14 protein-coding genes and 1 pseudogene are annotated in these 16,412 nt (G+C 69.6%); 8 read left to right on the top strand and 7 right to left on the bottom strand.

All coding sequences use genetic code 11. From position 1 onward, the window contains the following. The first annotated feature begins 6 nt into the window (after nucleotides 1-6). On the top strand, nucleotides 7-786 hold the full coding sequence (locus tag FS845_RS14750) for an ABC transporter permease (RefSeq protein WP_144636767.1): 780 nt from the start codon (nucleotides 7-9) through the stop codon (nucleotides 784-786). Between the two features lie 80 nt (nucleotides 787-866). Continuing rightward, the gene (locus FS845_RS14745; protein WP_144636581.1) at nucleotides 867-1,673 is read left to right on the top strand and encodes an ABC transporter ATP-binding protein; all 807 of its coding nucleotides are present in this window, start codon (nucleotides 867-869) and stop codon (nucleotides 1,671-1,673) included. A gap of 687 nt (nucleotides 1,674-2,360) precedes the next feature. On the opposite strand, the pseudogene FS845_RS26835 reads toward FS845_RS14745, so the two are convergent. Beyond that, nucleotides 2,361-2,612, bottom strand: a pseudogene (locus FS845_RS26835) (gamma-glutamyltransferase); the annotation flags it as partial. A gap of 129 nt (nucleotides 2,613-2,741) precedes the next feature. On the opposite strand from FS845_RS26835, the gene FS845_RS14735 reads away from it, so the two are divergent. After that, the gene (locus tag FS845_RS14735; RefSeq protein ID WP_144636579.1) at nucleotides 2,742-3,443 is read left to right on the top strand and encodes a DUF1963 domain-containing protein; all 702 of its coding nucleotides are present in this window, start codon (nucleotides 2,742-2,744) and stop codon (nucleotides 3,441-3,443) included. 89 nt (nucleotides 3,444-3,532) lie between these two features. After that, nucleotides 3,533-5,092 (top strand): hypothetical protein, encoded by a 1,560-nt coding sequence (locus tag FS845_RS14730; protein WP_144636577.1) that lies wholly within the window; start codon nucleotides 3,533-3,535, stop codon nucleotides 5,090-5,092. 15 nt (nucleotides 5,093-5,107) lie between these two features. Here FS845_RS14730 and FS845_RS14725 read toward each other — a convergent pair whose 3' ends face one another. The 3 genes from FS845_RS14725 to FS845_RS14715 form a co-directional block, all read right to left on the bottom strand. Further along, nucleotides 5,108-6,259, bottom strand: coding sequence for a GGDEF domain-containing protein (locus FS845_RS14725; protein WP_144636575.1), 1,152 nt, complete (start codon nucleotides 6,257-6,259; stop codon nucleotides 5,108-5,110). 161 nt (nucleotides 6,260-6,420) lie between these two features. Beyond that, nucleotides 6,421-7,806 carry a 3-deoxy-D-arabino-heptulosonate 7-phosphate synthase gene (locus tag FS845_RS14720; RefSeq protein WP_144636763.1) on the bottom strand — a complete coding sequence of 462 codons (1,386 nt, stop codon included), beginning with the start codon at nucleotides 7,804-7,806 and terminating at the stop codon, nucleotides 6,421-6,423. A 100-nt stretch (nucleotides 7,807-7,906) separates the two neighbouring features. Beyond that, a complete protein-coding gene (locus tag FS845_RS14715; RefSeq protein ID WP_144636573.1) occupies nucleotides 7,907-8,488 on the bottom strand; it encodes a hypothetical protein in 582 nt (193 codons plus the stop codon). A 68-nt stretch (nucleotides 8,489-8,556) separates the two neighbouring features. Between FS845_RS14715 and FS845_RS14710 the strand changes: the two genes are divergently transcribed. Next, nucleotides 8,557-9,345 (top strand): SDR family NAD(P)-dependent oxidoreductase, encoded by a 789-nt coding sequence (locus FS845_RS14710; RefSeq protein ID WP_144636571.1) that lies wholly within the window; start codon nucleotides 8,557-8,559, stop codon nucleotides 9,343-9,345. A 53-nt stretch (nucleotides 9,346-9,398) separates the two neighbouring features. On the opposite strand, the gene FS845_RS14705 is transcribed toward FS845_RS14710, so the two are convergent. Next, nucleotides 9,399-10,274: a LysR family transcriptional regulator gene (locus FS845_RS14705; protein ID WP_144636569.1), complete on the bottom strand. Its 876-nt coding sequence runs from the start codon at nucleotides 10,272-10,274 to the stop codon at nucleotides 9,399-9,401. Nucleotides 10,275-10,430: 156 nt separating this feature from the next. Here FS845_RS14705 and FS845_RS14700 point away from each other — a divergent pair, with 156 nt between their 5' ends. After that, nucleotides 10,431-11,423 (top strand): Bug family tripartite tricarboxylate transporter substrate binding protein, encoded by a 993-nt coding sequence (locus FS845_RS14700; RefSeq protein ID WP_144636567.1) that lies wholly within the window; start codon nucleotides 10,431-10,433, stop codon nucleotides 11,421-11,423. A 22-nt stretch (nucleotides 11,424-11,445) separates the two neighbouring features. Continuing rightward, nucleotides 11,446-12,690: an alpha-hydroxy acid oxidase gene (locus FS845_RS14695; protein WP_144636565.1), complete on the top strand. Its 1,245-nt coding sequence runs from the start codon at nucleotides 11,446-11,448 to the stop codon at nucleotides 12,688-12,690. Nucleotides 12,691-12,803: 113 nt separating this feature from the next. Here FS845_RS14695 and FS845_RS14690 read toward each other — a convergent pair whose 3' ends face one another. Further along, complete coding sequence (locus tag FS845_RS14690) at nucleotides 12,804-13,793, bottom strand: tripartite tricarboxylate transporter substrate binding protein BugE (RefSeq protein ID WP_144636563.1); 990 nt, start codon at nucleotides 13,791-13,793, stop codon at nucleotides 12,804-12,806. Nucleotides 13,794-13,979: 186 nt separating this feature from the next. Here FS845_RS14690 and FS845_RS14685 point away from each other — a divergent pair, with 186 nt between their 5' ends. Beyond that, complete coding sequence (locus FS845_RS14685) at nucleotides 13,980-14,873, top strand: AEC family transporter (RefSeq protein WP_144636561.1); 894 nt, start codon at nucleotides 13,980-13,982, stop codon at nucleotides 14,871-14,873. A gap of 134 nt (nucleotides 14,874-15,007) precedes the next feature. Here FS845_RS14685 and fumC read toward each other — a convergent pair whose 3' ends face one another. After that, nucleotides 15,008-16,399: a class II fumarate hydratase gene (gene fumC, locus FS845_RS14680; RefSeq protein ID WP_144636559.1), complete on the bottom strand. Its 1,392-nt coding sequence runs from the start codon at nucleotides 16,397-16,399 to the stop codon at nucleotides 15,008-15,010. Nucleotides 16,400-16,412: the final 13 nt, after the last annotated feature.

Below are 16,412 nucleotides of genomic sequence, written 5' to 3'. Positions count from 1 at the left end.
GCGACAGTGCCGGCGCGCGCGGTATCACCCTCGCCGCGCCGCTGGCGCGGCCTGGCGCTGCCCGCGGCGGCCATCGCCGTGTGGTGGCTGCTGGCCACGCTGGAGGCCGCCAATCCCGCGCTGCTGGTGTCGCCGGGCAAGGTGCTGGCCACCGCCGCCGAGTACGTCGCCGGCGGCAAACTGTGGCGGGCGCTGTCGTCCAGCCTGGCGCGCGAGCTGGCGGGCTTCGCCATCGGCACGGCGCTGGGCCTGGCGCTGGGCGCGCTGCTGGGCCTGTCCAGGCTGTTCGACCGCATCGTCGGCCCCAGCTTCAACACCTTCAAGCAGATCTCGCTGTTCGCGTGGATCCCGCTGATCTCGGTGTGGTTCGGCCTGGGCGACACCGCCAAGGTGGTGTTCCTGTCGCTGGCCGCGCTGGTGCCGGTGGTGGTGAACACCTGCGACGGCATCCGCAATGTGCCCACCAGCCTGCTGGAGGTCGCGCGCGTCTACCGCTACACGCGCTGGCAGACGATCCGGCTGGTGGTGCTGCCCTCGGCCATTCCCTCCATCTTCACGGGCGTGTACCTGGCGCTGATCTACTCGTGGCTGGCCACCATCGGCGCCGAATACCTGCTGGTTTCCGGCCTGGGCATGGGCAACCTGCTGATCGAGGGCAGCGAGCATTTCCAGATGGACCTGGTGATCTTCGCCATGTTCGTGGTCGGCCTGGTGGGCTGGGCCATGAACGCCTCGGCGCGCGCGCTGGAACGCCGCCTGGGCCGCTGGCGCGGTACGCAGGCCTGACCTTCCGCACGGCCCTCGCCTGGCGCAGAGCCCTGCGAGAGTCCCATCGACACCGCACCACATCGAAAGGAACGACCTCCATGACCCAGACGCTTACCGAAACCCCGGCGCACACGGCCCAGCGGCACCGCCTGCAGATCCAGGGCCTGGGCAAGCGCTACGCCAGCACGCAGGCGCAGGGCGGCACGCTGCAGGTGCTGCAGGACATCGACCTCGACGTGCCCGCCGGCCAGTTCGTCAGCATCGTCGGGGCCAGCGGCTGCGGCAAGTCCACGCTGCTGCGCCTGATCCTCGGCCTGGACACCGAGTACGACGGCCGCATCCAGTTCGACGGCGCCCCCATCCGCGGCACCGGCCTGGACCGCGGCATCGTGTTCCAGGACCATCGGCTGTTTCCGTGGCTGAACGTCGAGCAGAACATCGAGGTGGGCCTGCGCAACGCCGGCCTCTCCCAGGCCGAGAAGCGCGAGCTGGTGGCCGACCACGTGGCGCTGGTCGGCCTGCAGGGCTTCGAGCATTCCCATCCGCACCAGATCTCGGGCGGCATGGCGCAACGCGTGGCCATCGCGCGCGGCCTGGTCAACCGGCCACGCGTGCTGCTGCTGGACGAGCCCTTCGGCGCACTGGACGCCCTGACGCGCTCGCGCCTGCAGAACGAGCTGCAGCGCATCTGGCAGAAGGAGCGCATCACCATGCTGCTGGTCACGCACGACGTGGACGAGGCCGTGTTCCTGGGCGACCGCGTGGTGGTCATGCAGCCGCACCCGGGCCGCATCCGCCGCACGCTGGAGGTGGACCTGCCGCGTCCGCGCAGCCGCAGCGATCCGGCGTTCATCAGGCTGCGCGACGACGTGCTGCGGGATTTCAGCGAACCCGGCGGGCACTGAGCGCCACGCCTGCGAGGCGCGCGCCCCCGGCGACGCGGGCCGCCCTTGCGCGGCGGCCACGCCACGCGCAGCAAGCCGCTTCACCCTGGCTTCACAAACTTCGTCCGATCCTCACGGCGCGCCCGCAGACTGCGGGCATCACTACAGGAGGATCGGACCATGAAAAAGCGCTTCAAGACCTTCGTCATCGCCAGCGGCTCACGGCCCGGGTACGGCCTCTGCTGATGCCTGCCCATCCAGCCTGTCCAGCCACGCTGCCACGCGTCCCCACTTGCGCCCGGACGCGTGGCAAGAATCGAGACGACATCTCATGCACACGACGCATCGGCCCCTGTCTTCATCCCATCCTCATAAGTCCTTGGCAGACTACGCCGGCACGCACTTTGAGGAGCGGACCATGATGAAACGCGCCCTGGCGATGATGCCCTGGGGCCTGGTGGCCGGCCTGGCCGCGGCGGCGTTGATGTGGATGGCGGCCGCGGCCACCGGCGCCGGCTCGCCCGCCGCCGGCTTGACGGGGCAGGACGCCCAGCCGCAGGCCGGCGCCTACGCCGCGCCCTCGGCCATCGTCGCCGCCGCCCGCCAGGCCGCGGGGCTCGACCCCGTCACGCCACTGCTGGGCGACGGCCCGCGCCGCACCCGCCCCATGCTGGCGCTGGCGGACCCGGCAGCGGGGCCGGACGGCGTTCAGTCGCCCAGCGCCACGCCTTCCCTGCGCGGGTACGCGCCGCCGGCCAATCCCGATGGCCCGATCACGATTCCGTGCAATCCGCTGGGAAATTCCTCTTCGCTGACCTCGTGCCCCAGCTTCTTCAGCGCGGGCGCCAGCTTCGCCACCGACGTGCCGCGTTCCAGCTCGGTGGCCCGGTTGCGGCTGCCCATGTCGGGCAGCGCGATGGCCTCCTGAATGTCCAGGCTCCAGTCCAGCACGCCCACCACCCCGCAGATGCAGCGTGCCGGCCAGCAGCACGGCCAGGCCGATGAAAGCGCGCATGGGGTCCGCCTTATGGAAATCTCGATCACCGGGTAGCATGAACGCCGCCGATCCACGCCACGCAGGGAACCCGCATGACGCCCGAGATTGAAGCCATCCGCCGCAAGCTGAACCGCCCTCTCACCAGGCTGACCGCGGGCGGTTTCCGCCCTACCCACCAGGACGACGAGAGCTGGCTGGGCAAGGTCTTCCTGTTCCGCCCCGACGAGGACATCCCGCGCAACGCCAGCGGCCAGCCGCTGCTGCCCTATGCGCAGTTCCACATCCCCAGCCTGCCGGTACGCAGCTCCCTGCTGGATGGCGTGAGGATCCTTACACTGTTCCTGCACGAGCCCTTGCCCGAGCAGCTCGAGCCCATGGGCGACAACTGGGTCATCCGCGAGTACGGTTTCGACGACGTGCTGGTGCGCAAGGATTTGGCGCCGCCGGACCACTTCCTCAGGCCCTTTCCGCTGAAGATGGAGGCGGTGCCGGACGACCACCCGCTGTGGGACGGCGGCGGCGTACCGTACGAGCTGGAAGAGGAAATCCTGCAGCTGGAGCGACTGGGCGTGATCGACAGCTACTACGACATCGTCACCCACACCTACGACCACAAGTTCGGCGGCTGGCCCTCGTACTGCCAGTCGGGCGTCCACCCGGGCGGGGACTACGAGTTCATCTTCCAGATCTCCACCGACGACAAGATCAACCTGAACGTCATCGACAACGGCAGCCTGATGTTCTGGAAAAGCCGGACCGACGGGCGGTGGGCGATCTACTACGATTTCCACTGAGCACGATTTCCGCTGGAAGCTTTACTGCGCGGGTAAGACAGGCCGGGCTATGCTGCCGCCCCGATACCGACAGGAAAAGCGAGACAGGCATGGCGGTCACCGATACGGCCCTGGATTTGTGGGACAGGCTTTGCGTGGAAGCCGGCCTGGAACCGAGGTCGACCCGCGGCAGGCCGGGCCGCGACGCCGACCTGGAAGACGCCCTGCTGGCGCTGTTCCAGGCCGACGCGGCGGCCCCGCCCAAGGCCTGTCGGCGGCTACGCGACCTGCTGCAATGGGATGGCCGCTCGGCAACGCCGCGCATCGCGGCCGCGCATTTCCTGCGCACCGTCCTGGCGTCCCAGCGCGACTTCGCCGTGATGATGGAAGACATCCTGGACGCGCTGGATCGGGGGCACGCCGGGCGCGACCCGCGCATCGCGTTCCGGTTCGGGCCCGGCGATGCCCCCATGAACCTCAGCCTGGCACAGCTACGCGCCCAGGTGCGGGAGATCCGGCAGGTGCTGGAAATACGCGCCATGCCGCCATGGCAGGCGGCGGACACGCCAGACCCGGAAGTCGCCGACACCTACGCCGGCCTGCTCGGCATCCTGATCCTGCCGATCTGGCGGAAACGCCACGCGATGTACTCGGTCTGGGCCGGCGCGATGCTGCTGCGCACGGCGCAACGGCACGCCGACTCCTTTCACTTCCATGCCACGGCGGGCACGTTGACGTTCGCCGCCGGCGGCTACCGCCTGGCCACCTACGAATATGGCCAGGACCAGTTCGACATCTGGGCCGAGTTGCGGTCCGCCGCCGCCGGGGGCCGGCGAAAGCGCGGCATCCAGCCCGATTTTCGCGTGGTGCGCGCGCGGCTGGACGGCAGGGACGAGGCCGCCACGCGCCTGGCGCTGGAATGCCGGCATCACCTGACGGGCAATGCCTCGAACGTCGCGCACGCGGCCGAGGGCTACGCGCGCAGTTGCCCGGATGCCGACACCTTCCTGGTGGACCGGGAACCGGCCGACCGTGTCTGTCCCATCACCAAGGCGGCGGCCACGACGGCGGCGCGCATCCGCTTCATCGGCCATGCGACGCCCAGCCGGGAACGCCAGCATCCCATGCTGCAGGCCGCCCTGCGCGACGCGCTGTTCGAGGGCGCGGCGCATGAGGCCGTACCCCTGCGGGCCGCCCGGTCGCGGGCCGCTAGGTCCGCCGCCGCGGACCTTCAGGACGCCCCACGCAGCGGCATCGCCGCCACCGTGGTGCTGGAGTGGACCGAGGCCCTGCAGGACGTCGACCTGCGGCTGGCGCTGATCCATGGCGACCGCAACGAGCACACCGTCGCCTTCGACCACACCGGCAGCCTGGCCGAGGCGCCGTACGCGCAGCTCGTGCAGGACGTGGTCACCGGCCCGGGCCGGGAAGTGATCGAGATCTCGCGCTGGGGCAACGCCAGCTACCTGATCAGCGTGCGCAATTTCTCGCAGACCGGCGCGCTGGCCCCGGACAACGTGGCCTGCCGCGTGCAGATCCACGGCGGCCCCACGTGGCTGCTCAAGCCCAGCCACGCGCGCGACTACGAATGGACCGTCGGCACCATCACGGTCGTCGGCGCCGACATCCACATGGTGCCGTACGCCGGCGAGACCGTGCTCAGTTCCTGACGGCGTCCGGGCGCGTCAGGGCGCCTCTTCCAGGCGATTGCCGCCCGCGGCCTTCGCGCGATACAGCGCCTGGTCGGCCGCCGACAGGCCTTCCGGCAAGGTGGGCAGCGCGCCCTCGTACAGCGCCAGCCCGATGCTGACCGTGGTCGTGACGTCGATGCCGTCGATGCGCTGCGCGATGGTTTCGGGCAGGCGCCTGGCGATCGTCTCGCCCAGCTCCCGGGCGCGCCGCGCGTCGTCGCCCGCCAGCAGCGCGGCGAACTCCTCGCCGCCGATGCGGGCCAGGATCGCCCGCGGGCCCAGCACGTCGCGCGCCACCTCGGCGAACGCCTTGAGCACGCTGTCGCCCATCGGATGGCCGTACACGTCGTTGATGGCCTTGAACTGGTCCAGGTCGAAGGCCAGCAGGGCCACGGGCCCGCGCCCGCCGCGCGCATGGATGACGCGTGGCCCCTCTTCGAAGAACCAGCGGCGGTTGCCAAGGCGGGTCAGGTAGTCGGTCAGGGATTCGCGCAGCAGCTGGCCATGGGTCTCGTCCCGGATCAGCTTCAACAGCGCCATCGGCAGCACCACCGAGTACAGCACGCCCTCGTACACGGTGATCTTGCTGACCAGCGCCTGCATGGCCGGCCCGTGCTGCGCGACGAGGATCGGCAGCAACGTCGGCCGGGCCGCATAGATCAGCGCGTGCAGCGCGGCCACGGCCACGACGATGTGGCGCGACGGCACGGTTTTCATCGCAGGGTACTGGTACATCGACCACGCCGTCATTGCCGCGATCGCGGCAATGGAGATGGAGCTGAGGTAGTTCCATCCCAGCGCCTCGCCCTCGGCCCCCACCAACGCCCACATGATGGCGGTGCAGACCAGCACGGCCACGCAGAACATCCGGTAGCGCCGCCCGCTGAACGAGCCCACGCCGACCAGCACCAGCAGGTAGCCCGACAGGATGACGAGGTTGCTGATGGCCGACCCAAGCGGACTGGGCAAAGCGCCGCGATACAGCACGGCCACACAGCCCAGCGCCAGCGTGCCGAAGCCGGCGGCCAGCGTCTTCAGCGTCGTGGCGCGCTTGGGATTGGCCCGCTGCTCCCAGAAAAGCAGGCCCGCGCTGACGGCCAGCGTTCCAGTGGCAAGGAGGTAGAGGGTCAGAAGGTCCAAGAACATCCCTGACGTGGTGGTGTTGCGGCGGAGCCTGGCAGCGGCAGCAAAATTCTACGTTGAAAGCTTGTCAACAAAATAAAGCGAATTATTACAGTGAAACCGACGTCACGCCCATGCCGGATCCATACTTTTGCTGCGTTTTTTGCGCGGCCTATTGTGACAGCTTAATGACCTGTAGAGCGCGCAGACACGGCTGCCAGGGCGCCCTGCAGGTCATCGGGACGCACCATCAAGTTTCGTACCTGACGCTGCGCGGGATACTGATGCAGCACGGCGCCCCACCGGGCGGATTGCGCCAGTTGATCCCATACCGCCCCCAATGGTGCGGGGTCGGCCTGGCCGCGTGCCAGGGCGGCCGCATAGTCCAGGCTGGGCGGCGCGCAGAGCAGCTGCATGCGGCTGGCGGCGCCGAGCAGGCGCGGCGCCGCTTCGGCCGGCGCCTCGCAACAATAAAGCACCGAGCGGACCAGCGCCGCTTCGTCCGTACGAAGCGCGGCCAGCGACGCGCCGCGCAGGCGCACCGGGCCCTCGCGGGTCTCGAAGGCATAGGCCGCGCCAGCCTCGGCATGGGCCAGCAGCCGCAGGCCGCGCAGCAGGCGCGGCAGGTCGGTGGTGGCGGCATCCGCCGACGCCTTGGCCTCGGCCAGCAGGCAGATGTCCCACAACGCCGTGCCGCCTTCCCCGCCGACATGCCGCAGCAGCACCGCGTCCCATTCGGTCTTGGCGCGGTCGTGGCTGGCGGGAATGGCGGCGGGCACACGCATCGAGGTCACGACGCGGTACCGGGCCCGCGCGCGCTCCTCGTGGTTCAAGCATTGCGCCACGGCCCGCAGCGCCCGCGCGGTGGATGCCTCGACGGCCTCGCCACGCTGGCGGGAAGCCTGGCCCTGCACGGCCGCGGCGGCGCTGCCCGGCGCCGGACCGCGGCGCGCGGCCAACGCCAGATAATCCCGCACTGCGGCGTCCGCCGCCAGCGCATCGAGGCGCTCCAGGCGGTCCAGCGCGGCCGACCGCAGCAGCCGGTCCACGCCGCGCGCGGCCTCATCCGGCAGGGCCGGCAGCGCGCTCAGGCGCCGCGCGGCGTCCCGTCCCCGCGGCCAGTGCCCCGCCGCCGTGGCTGCCTGCAGGGCATGCAGCCCGCCCCGCACCGGCCCGGACGGCAGGCGCTCCAGCTTGGCCGGATGCGCCACCGCATTGACCGCCGCGCGCACGGTCCGGCGATCCGATTCTGCGTGCGCGGCCAGCGAGGCATACTCGCGCACCGCGTCGGTCCGGTGCCGCAGCACCATGGCCTGGAACGCGGGATCCCCCTGCCGCGCGCGCATCGCCTCCTGGATCAGGGCGGCCAGCGCATCGATGAAGACCGGCCGCAGCCCGTCGTCCGGCGCCAGGCCCCGCTCGACGGCCTGGCGGGCCTGCTCGATCGCCACCGCGACGCGGGTCGCGGGCTGGGCGTGCGGCGCGTGCGCCAGGGCGGCGTCGATCGCCGGCAGGCGATAGCGGCGTTCGACACGGCCGAGGATCTGGTCGAGCAAGGGCGATACGGGCATCACGCCTGGCAGTCCATGCGACGGGAAGCCCAGATTGTCGCCCAGGCGCCATCGGGGGCGCGCCGCCCGGTACACCTGCTTGCATCTCCTGGCCGAAAGCTCAATCCTGCCAGTGGAACAACGCGTCGAACCGCGTACATGCGCCGTTCTCCAGCATGGTGGGCACCTGCGCGCCGGACGGCAAGGGCACGTCCAGCTCGGCGCGCGACAGCCGCGTGAGCCCTTCCGCCCGCAGCACGGCCTGCACCTGCGCGGCCAATGCCTGCACGGCCTCCGTCTTCAACCCGTCCACGCCGCCGCCGCTGGGCAGGTAACCGCTGCCGCCCCGCCCGTGCCAGGACTTCTCGCCTTCCAGGAACACGTACACCGGCGCCAGCCGGCACAGCAGCACGGCCAGGCCCGTGTAGCGGGCCTCCTTGCGCATGGAAAACCGCTTGAACGGCGGCAGGCGAAAGCCCGGCTCGTCGCGGTAGAACCAGGCATCGACGAACGAGGCGTAGCCCGACCCGTAGTGGTCCCACTCGATGCGCGACAGCGCGCCGGTCTCGCGCTCGATGCGGGGGCAGAGGCGCCGATAGTACGCATCGACGGCATCGTCGTCGCGCGCCGCCCAGGGGTGCCGGTCGCTGGCCGGTCCACCGCGCAGCAGGGCTTCGATCTGGTCGTTGGAAGGCATCGTCATGGGCGTATCCTAACCCTTGTCCGCGCGCACGAGGCGCGGGTCCCCTTCCCGTTTCCTGGAGCACTCCCATGGACATGCACCTGAAAGACAAGCTCGCCCTGGTCACCGGTTCGACCAAGGGCATCGGCCACGCCATCGCGGTGGGCCTGGCGCGCGAAGGCGCGCGCGTCATCGTCAACGGCCGTTCGCAGCAATCGGTCGACGCCGCGCTGCAGTCGCTGGCCAAGGCGGTTCCGGGCGCGCAGGCCGAAGGCCATGCGGGCGACCTGTCCGATCCCAGCCAGGTCGCGGCCCTGGTCGGCAGATTCCCGGACGTCGACGTGCTGGTCAACAACCTTGGCATCTTCGATCCCAAGCCGTTCGAGGACATCCCCGACGAGGACTGGCAGCACTTCTTCGACACCAACGTGATGTCGGGCGTGCGCCTGACGCGCGCCTACCTGCCGAAGATGAAGGCGAAGGACTGGGGCCGCGTCGTGTTCATCAGCAGCGAGAGCGGCGTGCAAATACCCGTCGAGATGATCCACTACGGCGTCACCAAGAGCGCGCAGATCAGCCTGGCCCGCGGCCTGGCCGAGAGCTGCGCGGGCACGCGAGTCACCGTGAATTCGGTGCTGCCCGGCCCCACGCAGTCGGAAGGCGTGGTGGATTTCGTGAACAAGCTGTCGGGCGGCAAGTCGTTCGAGGCCTTCCAGCGGGAGTTCTTCGAGACCGCGCGCCCATCGTCGCTGCTCAAGCGCTTCATCACGCCGGAAGAGATCGCCAGCCTGGTGGTGTACGTGTGCTCGGAGGCCGCGTCGGCCACCAACGGCGCGGCGTTGCGCGTGGACGGCGGCGTGATCCGCTCGGCGTTCTGACTCGGCGCGAAGCCTGAGCGCGTCGGGCGCCGCCGGCCGCGCGGCACCGCTCGTCACGTCCGCGCCGCGGCCGCCCCGATCATCTCGCGGAACAGCCGCGCATACGGCGACTGCGCCGGCCAAAGCATGCCCAGCTTGCGCTCCAGCTTGTTGCGCTGCAGGGGCATCACGACGACGTTCTTCGGCACGGATTCAGGCCGGAAGCAGTTGGGCACCAGGGACACGCCCAGGCCCTGCCCCACCAGCATCAGGATGCCGTCGGGCGCGTCCATCTCGAAGCGCTCCTGCGGCCGCAGACCGCGCTGCTGCAGGTACTGGTCGGCCAGCGAGCCGCCCCAGGTGCGGCGGTCGTAGCGGATGAAGGGCTGCATGGCCAGCAGGCGGTCGACGTCTGTCTGGCGCCCGCGCACCAGCAGCGCGGGCGCCAGCAGCACCAGCGGCTCGACCCGCAGGGTCTGCCAGGCATACGACTTGGGCAACCGGAACGGCGGCTCGACCACCAGCGCCGCGTCGACCTTGCCCGCGGTGACTTCGTGGTACAGCTCGTGCGACACGCCGATCTCCAGCACGGCGTCCAGCCGCGGATAGGTCTGGGCCACGTACTTCAGCAGGTCGGGCATGACGTTGGTGAGCGCGGTGCGGATGGTGCCGATGCGCAGGCCGCCCGGGAAGCCCTCGGTGGACACCGCGGACTTCAGTTCGTGCAGCTCGCGCTGGAAGCGGCGCGCGCGCTCCAGCAGGCGCGCGCCGCCCTCGGTGATGCGCACGAAGCGCCCCGAGCGCGTGAACAGCGGCACGCCGAACTCGCGCTCCAGCGCGCGCAGGCGCTGCGCCAGCGCGGTGGGCGTGACGTTGCTGCGCCGTGCGGCCTCGGCCATCGAGCCGCATTCGGCCACCATCACGAAAGTATCGAGAAAACGCGTATCCATGAAGCAATAAAAAATTCAGTCTGAACGCTTAAAAACGAAATTGTGCTTCAGTCAGCGGGAATCCACAATTCAGTCAGCCCGCGGCATGCACAACAACAGGCGGACGATGCGATCCGCCCCGGCAGGCACACACCCATCCCAACAGGAGACACCGCAATGACCACGATCGATCCCCTACGCCGCCGCACCCTGTCCGCCCTGCTGGCGGCGGGCCTGGTCACCCTGGCCGGCAACGCTTGGGCGCAGGACGACTATCCGAACCGCTCGACCACCATCATGGTGGGCTTCTCCGCCGGCGGCGCGGTCGATCTGGTGGCGCGACAGCTGGGCCAGGCGCTGGGCAAGCAGTTCAACCAGCCCTACGTGGTCGAGAACCGCCCGGGCGCGACGGGCACCATCGCGGCCGAAACCACTGCGCGCGCCAAGCCGGACGGCTACACGCTGCTGCTGGGCACGCAATCCACGATGGTGGTGGCGCCCAGCATGTACCCGAACCTGCGCTTCGATCCGATCAAGGACTTCGTGCCCGTGTCGCTGGTGGCCTCGGTGCCGCTGGTACTGGTGGTGCACCCCTCGCTGCCGCTGCACACCGTGCAGGACGTCATCAAGTACGCCCGCGACAAGAAAGGCGAGCTGAGCTATGCCTCATCCGGCCTGGGGGGCCCGCAGCACGTGTCCATGGAGCTGTTCAATGCCATGGCCGGCACGCAGATGGTGCACATCCCCTACAAGGGCGAGGCCAACGCCATCACGGACGTGCTGGGCAATCAGGTGCCCCTGATGTTCAGCAACCTGCCCACGCTGCTGCCGCACATCCGCAGCGGCAAGCTGCGCGCCATCGCCGTGTCCAGCCTGCAGCGCGCGGCCAGCGCGCCCGAGATCCCCACCGTCAGCGAGTCGGGCCTGCAGGGCTTCGAGGCCCTGACGTGGTTCGGGCTGTATGCGCCGGCCGGCACGCCGCAGGCCGCCGTGTCCAGGCTGGAGACAGGCGTCAAGCAGGCCCTGAACGATCCCGAGCTGCGCGCCCGCATGGCCGAACAGGGCGCCACCCTGGAAGGCCGCGACAGCGCCGCGTTCCGCCAGTACATGCAATCCGAGAGCGTCAAGTGGGGCGATCTCATCAAGAAGTCCGGCATCAAGCCGGAATAAGTCCGTAGAAGGAAGTCCTCGTATGCCCTCCAGCACAGCCATGCCCGACCTGTCCGCCGCCCCCAGGCCCGTCGCCGCGCCCGCGGCGCGGCCGCCCCGGCGTCTGCGCGGCGTGCTGTCGCTGGAGGACTTCGAGAGGCTGGCGCGCCGCCACCTGCCCCGTCCCGTGTACGGCTACATGCGCGCGGTGGCGGAAACGGGCGCCTCGTTCGACGACAACCGCGCGGCCTATGCCGACTACGGCTTCCGCCCCAGCGTGATGGTGGACGTCTCGAAACGCAGCACCGCCACCACGCTGTTCGGAGAGACCTACGCGGCGCCCTTCGGCTTCTCGCCGTTGGGGCTGACCGCGCTGTCCAGCTACCGCGGCGACGTGGTCATCGCGCAGGCCGCTCGCGCGGCGCGGCTGCCCATGATCATGAGCGGCTCGTCGCTGATCCGCCTGGAGGAGGTGGCCCAGCAGCATCCGGGCGCGTGGTTCCAGGCCTACCTGCCCGGCGACCGCGCCGCGCTGGAAGCGCTGATCGACCGCGTGTCGCGCACCGCCTTCAAGACCCTGGTGGTGACGGTGGACACGCCCGTGCCGCCCAACAGCGAGAACACCGTGCGCATGGGTTTCTCGGCGCCGTTGCGGCCCAGCCTGGGCCTGGCGTGGCAGGGTCTGACGCATCCGCGCTGGCTGTGCGGCACCTTCCTGCGTACGCTGCTGCGCCACGGCATGCCGCACTTCGAGAACAACTACGCCACGCGCGGCGCGCCCATCCTGTCGCCGTCGGTGCTGCGCGACTTCTCGGAACGCGGCCACCTGAACTGGGACGACCTGCGCAACATCCGCGGCCAGTGGCAGGGCCGGCTGGTGGTCAAGGGGATCCTGCGCGGCGACGATGCGCGCCGCGCGCAGGACTGCGGCGCCGACGGCATCATCGTGTCGAACCACGGCGGCCGGCAATTGGATGGCGCCGTGGCGCCGCTGCGCGCGCTGCCCGAGGTGGTACGCGCCTGCCCCGACATACCCGTGATGATAGACAGCGGCATCAGGCGCGGCACCGACGTGCTGAAGGCGCTCGCCCTGGGCGCGCGCATGGCCTTCGTGGGCCGTCCCTTCGGATACGCCGCCGCGGTGGGCGGACTGCCGGCTCTGGAGCACGGCATCCGCCTGCTGACGCAGGAAGTGTCGCGCGACATGGCGATGCTGGGCGTGACGGCGGTGGACCAAGTCAACGCGGCGGAGCACCTGGTACGGCGGCGCCCGCGGATCGAGGGTTGACGGCGGCCAGTTGCCGCACCCGACAAGCAACCCATAAAAAACGCCCCTTCCGGTCATTCCGGAAAGGGCGCTTCATCGGCGGCGGATTGCGTCGCCGCCTGAGCATCAAACCATCAGTCCAGCTTGATGTTCTGCTTCTTCACGACGTCCTTGGCCCAGTCGTACTGAGCCTGGATCTCCTTGGCGAACTCTTCGGGCGTGTTGCCCGACGGCGCCGAGCCCTGCTCGTCCAGCATCTTGATGACCTTCGGGTCCTTCAGGGCCACCACGGCGGCGTCGCGCAGCTTGTTCACGACGTCCATCGGCGTGCCCTTGGGGGCCAGCAGGCCATACCAGACGGGCTGGTTCAGCACCGGCAGGCCGACGTCGGCGAAGGTGGGCACGTCCTTGATGGCGGCGATGCGCTCGGGCCATGCGATGGCCATGGCGTGCAGCTTGCCGGCCTGGATCTGCGGCATCGACGACGGCAGGTTGTCGAAGATCAGTTCGATCTGGCCGCCCACGGCGTCGGCGATGGCCGGGCCCGAGCCCTTGTACGGCACGTGCACGATGTCGGTGCCGGTGGCCATGCGGAAGGATTCGCCCATCAGGTGCAGCACGCCGCAGGTGCCCGAACTGCCGTACGAGTACTTGTTGGGGTTCTTCTTCAGGACTTCGAGGAATTCCTTGAAGTCCTTGGCCGGGAACTTCGGATTGACCGCCACGACGTTGGCCGTGTTGGCGAAGTTGGTGACCGGCTGGAAGTCCTTGATCGGATCGTAGGGCAGGTCGTTGGGACGGCACGCCGGGTTGACGGCCATGGTGGACACCGTGGCGATCGACAGCGTGTAGCCGTCGGCGGCGGCCTTGGCGGCCTCGGCCGCGCCGATGGCGCCGCCCGCGCCGCCCTTGTTCTCGACCACCATGGGCTGGCCCAGTTCCTGGCTCATGCGCGTGGTGACCAGGCGGGCGATGATGTCGGTGGAACCGCCAGGTGCGAACGGCACGATCACGCGGATCGGGCGCTCAGGATAGCCGGCAGCGTTGGCGACGGACGCGGCTGCGACGGCGGCGACGCCGCTTGCCAGCGCGATGGCGCGTACCAGGGTGCGGACTTCAAGCATGGGGTGTTTCCTCCTAGAATGCGGCTGCAGACGAAAAGCCGCCTGTGCTGAGATATGCCGTGCGATCTTATGGGCTTCGTGCCGCGGATACGTGGTCCGCGGCTGTGCCTGGATCACGGAGAATAGCAGCAAAAATAAACATCGCACATCGCGGTTATCCCGAAAATCAATCAATTTGGCCCCCACATGTCGGTCGCTTTGCTGGTCTTGCCCGATTTTCTTCTCGTTGCACTGGGCTGGGCCTTGCGCCACAGGTTGGGGTACTCGCGCGACTTCTTCGCGGGCGTCGAACGCCTGGTGTATTTCGTGCTGTTCCCCGCGCTGCTGTTCCAGTCGGTGCTGCGCACGCCCATCTCTGCGGGCAGCGCCCTGCTGCTGCTGCAGGCCACGGCGCTGGTGATCGCCGTCGGCGTACTGCTGGCCTGGCTGGCCCTGCCCGCGCTGCGCTGCCCGCCCATGGCCCATGCGTCGGCCGCGCAGTGCGGATACCGCTTCAACACCTACATCGGCCTGGCGCTGGCGGCCAGCCTGGGCGGCCCGCAGGGCCAGTCGGCGATGGCGCTGATCGTGGGCTTCGCGGTGCCCATGGCCAACGTGGCCGCGGTGTATGCGCTGGCGCGCCACGGCGGCGGCAACGTCTTCAAGGAACTGCTGCGCAACCCGCTGCTGCTGGCCACGCTGCTGGGGCTGGCCTGCAACCTGGCCGGGCTGTCGCTGCCGGGCCCTGTCGACACGGTGTTCAGCCGCCTGGGCGCCGCCGCGCTGGCGCTGGGCATCGTCTGCGTGGGCGCCAGCCTGTCGTGGGATGGCGGGCGGGGGCAAGGCAGGCTGATCGCCTGGATGCTCGTGGTCAAGCTGGCGCTGCTGCCGCTGGTGGCGCTGTTCACTGCCTCGCTGATCGGCCTGGCGCCGCTGGAATCCCGCATGCTGCTGCTGTTCGCGGCCCTGCCGACGGCCTCGGCCGCCTACGTGCTGGCCGTGCGCATGGGCGGCGACGGCCGCATGGTGGCCGTGGTGATCTCGCTGGGCACGCTGCTGTCGGCGGTGACCATTCCGCTGTGGCTGATGGCGGCGGGCTGAAGCGACGTACGCAGCCCTGAACTGGCGCGCCCGCAAGCCGCACGGCCCAACGAAAACGGCGCACCGCAAGGCAAGCCTCCGGATACGCCGCTCATCCGCGGGCAGCCGCCATCACGCGGCCGCCCTTCACGCGATCAACGCTTCACGTTGGTCATGTCCGCCGGCACGACCCACTGCGCGAACTGGTCTTCCGTCACGTAGCCCAGCGCCAATGCGGATTCCTTCAGCGACAGGTTTTCCTTGTGCGCCTTCTTGGCGATCTGCGCGGCCTTGTCGTAGCCGATGTGCGGGTTCAGCGCGGTCACCAGCATCAGCGAGCGGTCGACCAGCTCGGCGATGCGCTCGCGGTTGGGCTCGATGCCCGCGGCGCAGTGCAGGTCGAAGCTGGCCATGCCGTCGGCCAGCAGGCGCACCGACTGCAGGAAGTTGTGGATCACCAGCGGCTTGTAGACGTTCAGCTCGAAATTGCCGCTGGCGCCGCCGATGTTGATGGCCACGTCGTTGCCCATGACCTGCGCGGCCAGCATGGTGATGGCCTCGCACTGCGTGGGGTTGACCTTGCCCGGCATGATCGAGCTGCCCGGCTCGTTCTCGGGGATGCTGATCTCGCCCAGGCCCGAACGCGGGCCGCTGGACAGCCAGCGCACGTCGTTGGCCAGCTTCATCAGGCCGGCGGCCAGCGTCTTCAGCGCGCCGTGCGAGAACAGCAGCGCCTCGTGCGAGGCCAGCGCCTGGAACTTGTTGGGCGCCGACACAAAGGCGCTGCCGGTGTCGCGGGCCAGCTCGGCCGACACGCGGGCGCTGAACTCGGGATGGGCGTTCAGGCCCGTGCCCACGGCGGTGCCGCCGATGGCCAGCTGGTGCAGGCCCGGCAGCGTGGCGCGGATCTGCTGTTCGGCCAGGTCCAGCTGGGCCACGTGGCCCGAGAGCTCCTGGCCCAGCGTCAGCGGCGTGGCGTCCTGCAGGTGCGTGCGGCCGATTTTGACGATGTCGTAGAAATCCGCGCTCTTCTTGGCCAGCGTGGCGCGCAGCGCCTTCAGGGCCGGCAGCAGGGTCTGCTCGACCTCGACGGCGGCGGCCACGTGCATGGCGGTCGGGAAGGTGTCGTTGGACGACTGGCCGCGGTTCACGTGGTCGTTCGGGTGGACCTTGCGGCCTTCGCCGCGCTCGCCGCCCAGCAGCTCCGAGGCGCGGTTGGCCAGCACCTCGTTCATGTTCATGTTGCTCTGCGTGCCCGAGCCGGTCTGCCACACGGACAGCGGAAACTCGTCGGGCCACTTGCCGGAGATGACTTCATCGGCGGCCTGCGCGATGGCCTCGGCGATCTTGCCGTCCAGCTCGCCCAGGCCGGCGTTGGCCTGCGCGGCCGCGCGCTTCAGGCGCGCCATGGCCGTCACCAGCGGCACCGGCATCTTCTCGGTGGAGATGGCGAAGAAATGCAGCGAACGCTGCGTCTGCGCGCCCCACAGGTGGTCGTCGGGGACTTCGATGGGGCCGAAGGTGTCTTTCTCGGTACGGGTTTTCATGGCAGTGCAGCTC

Source organism: Bordetella genomosp. 13, assembly GCF_007679965.1.
GTDB lineage: Bacteria > Pseudomonadota > Gammaproteobacteria > Burkholderiales > Burkholderiaceae_B > Bordetella.
Note: the sequence above shows the minus strand (reverse complement) of the source record. Positions and strands in the feature narration are given on the sequence as shown.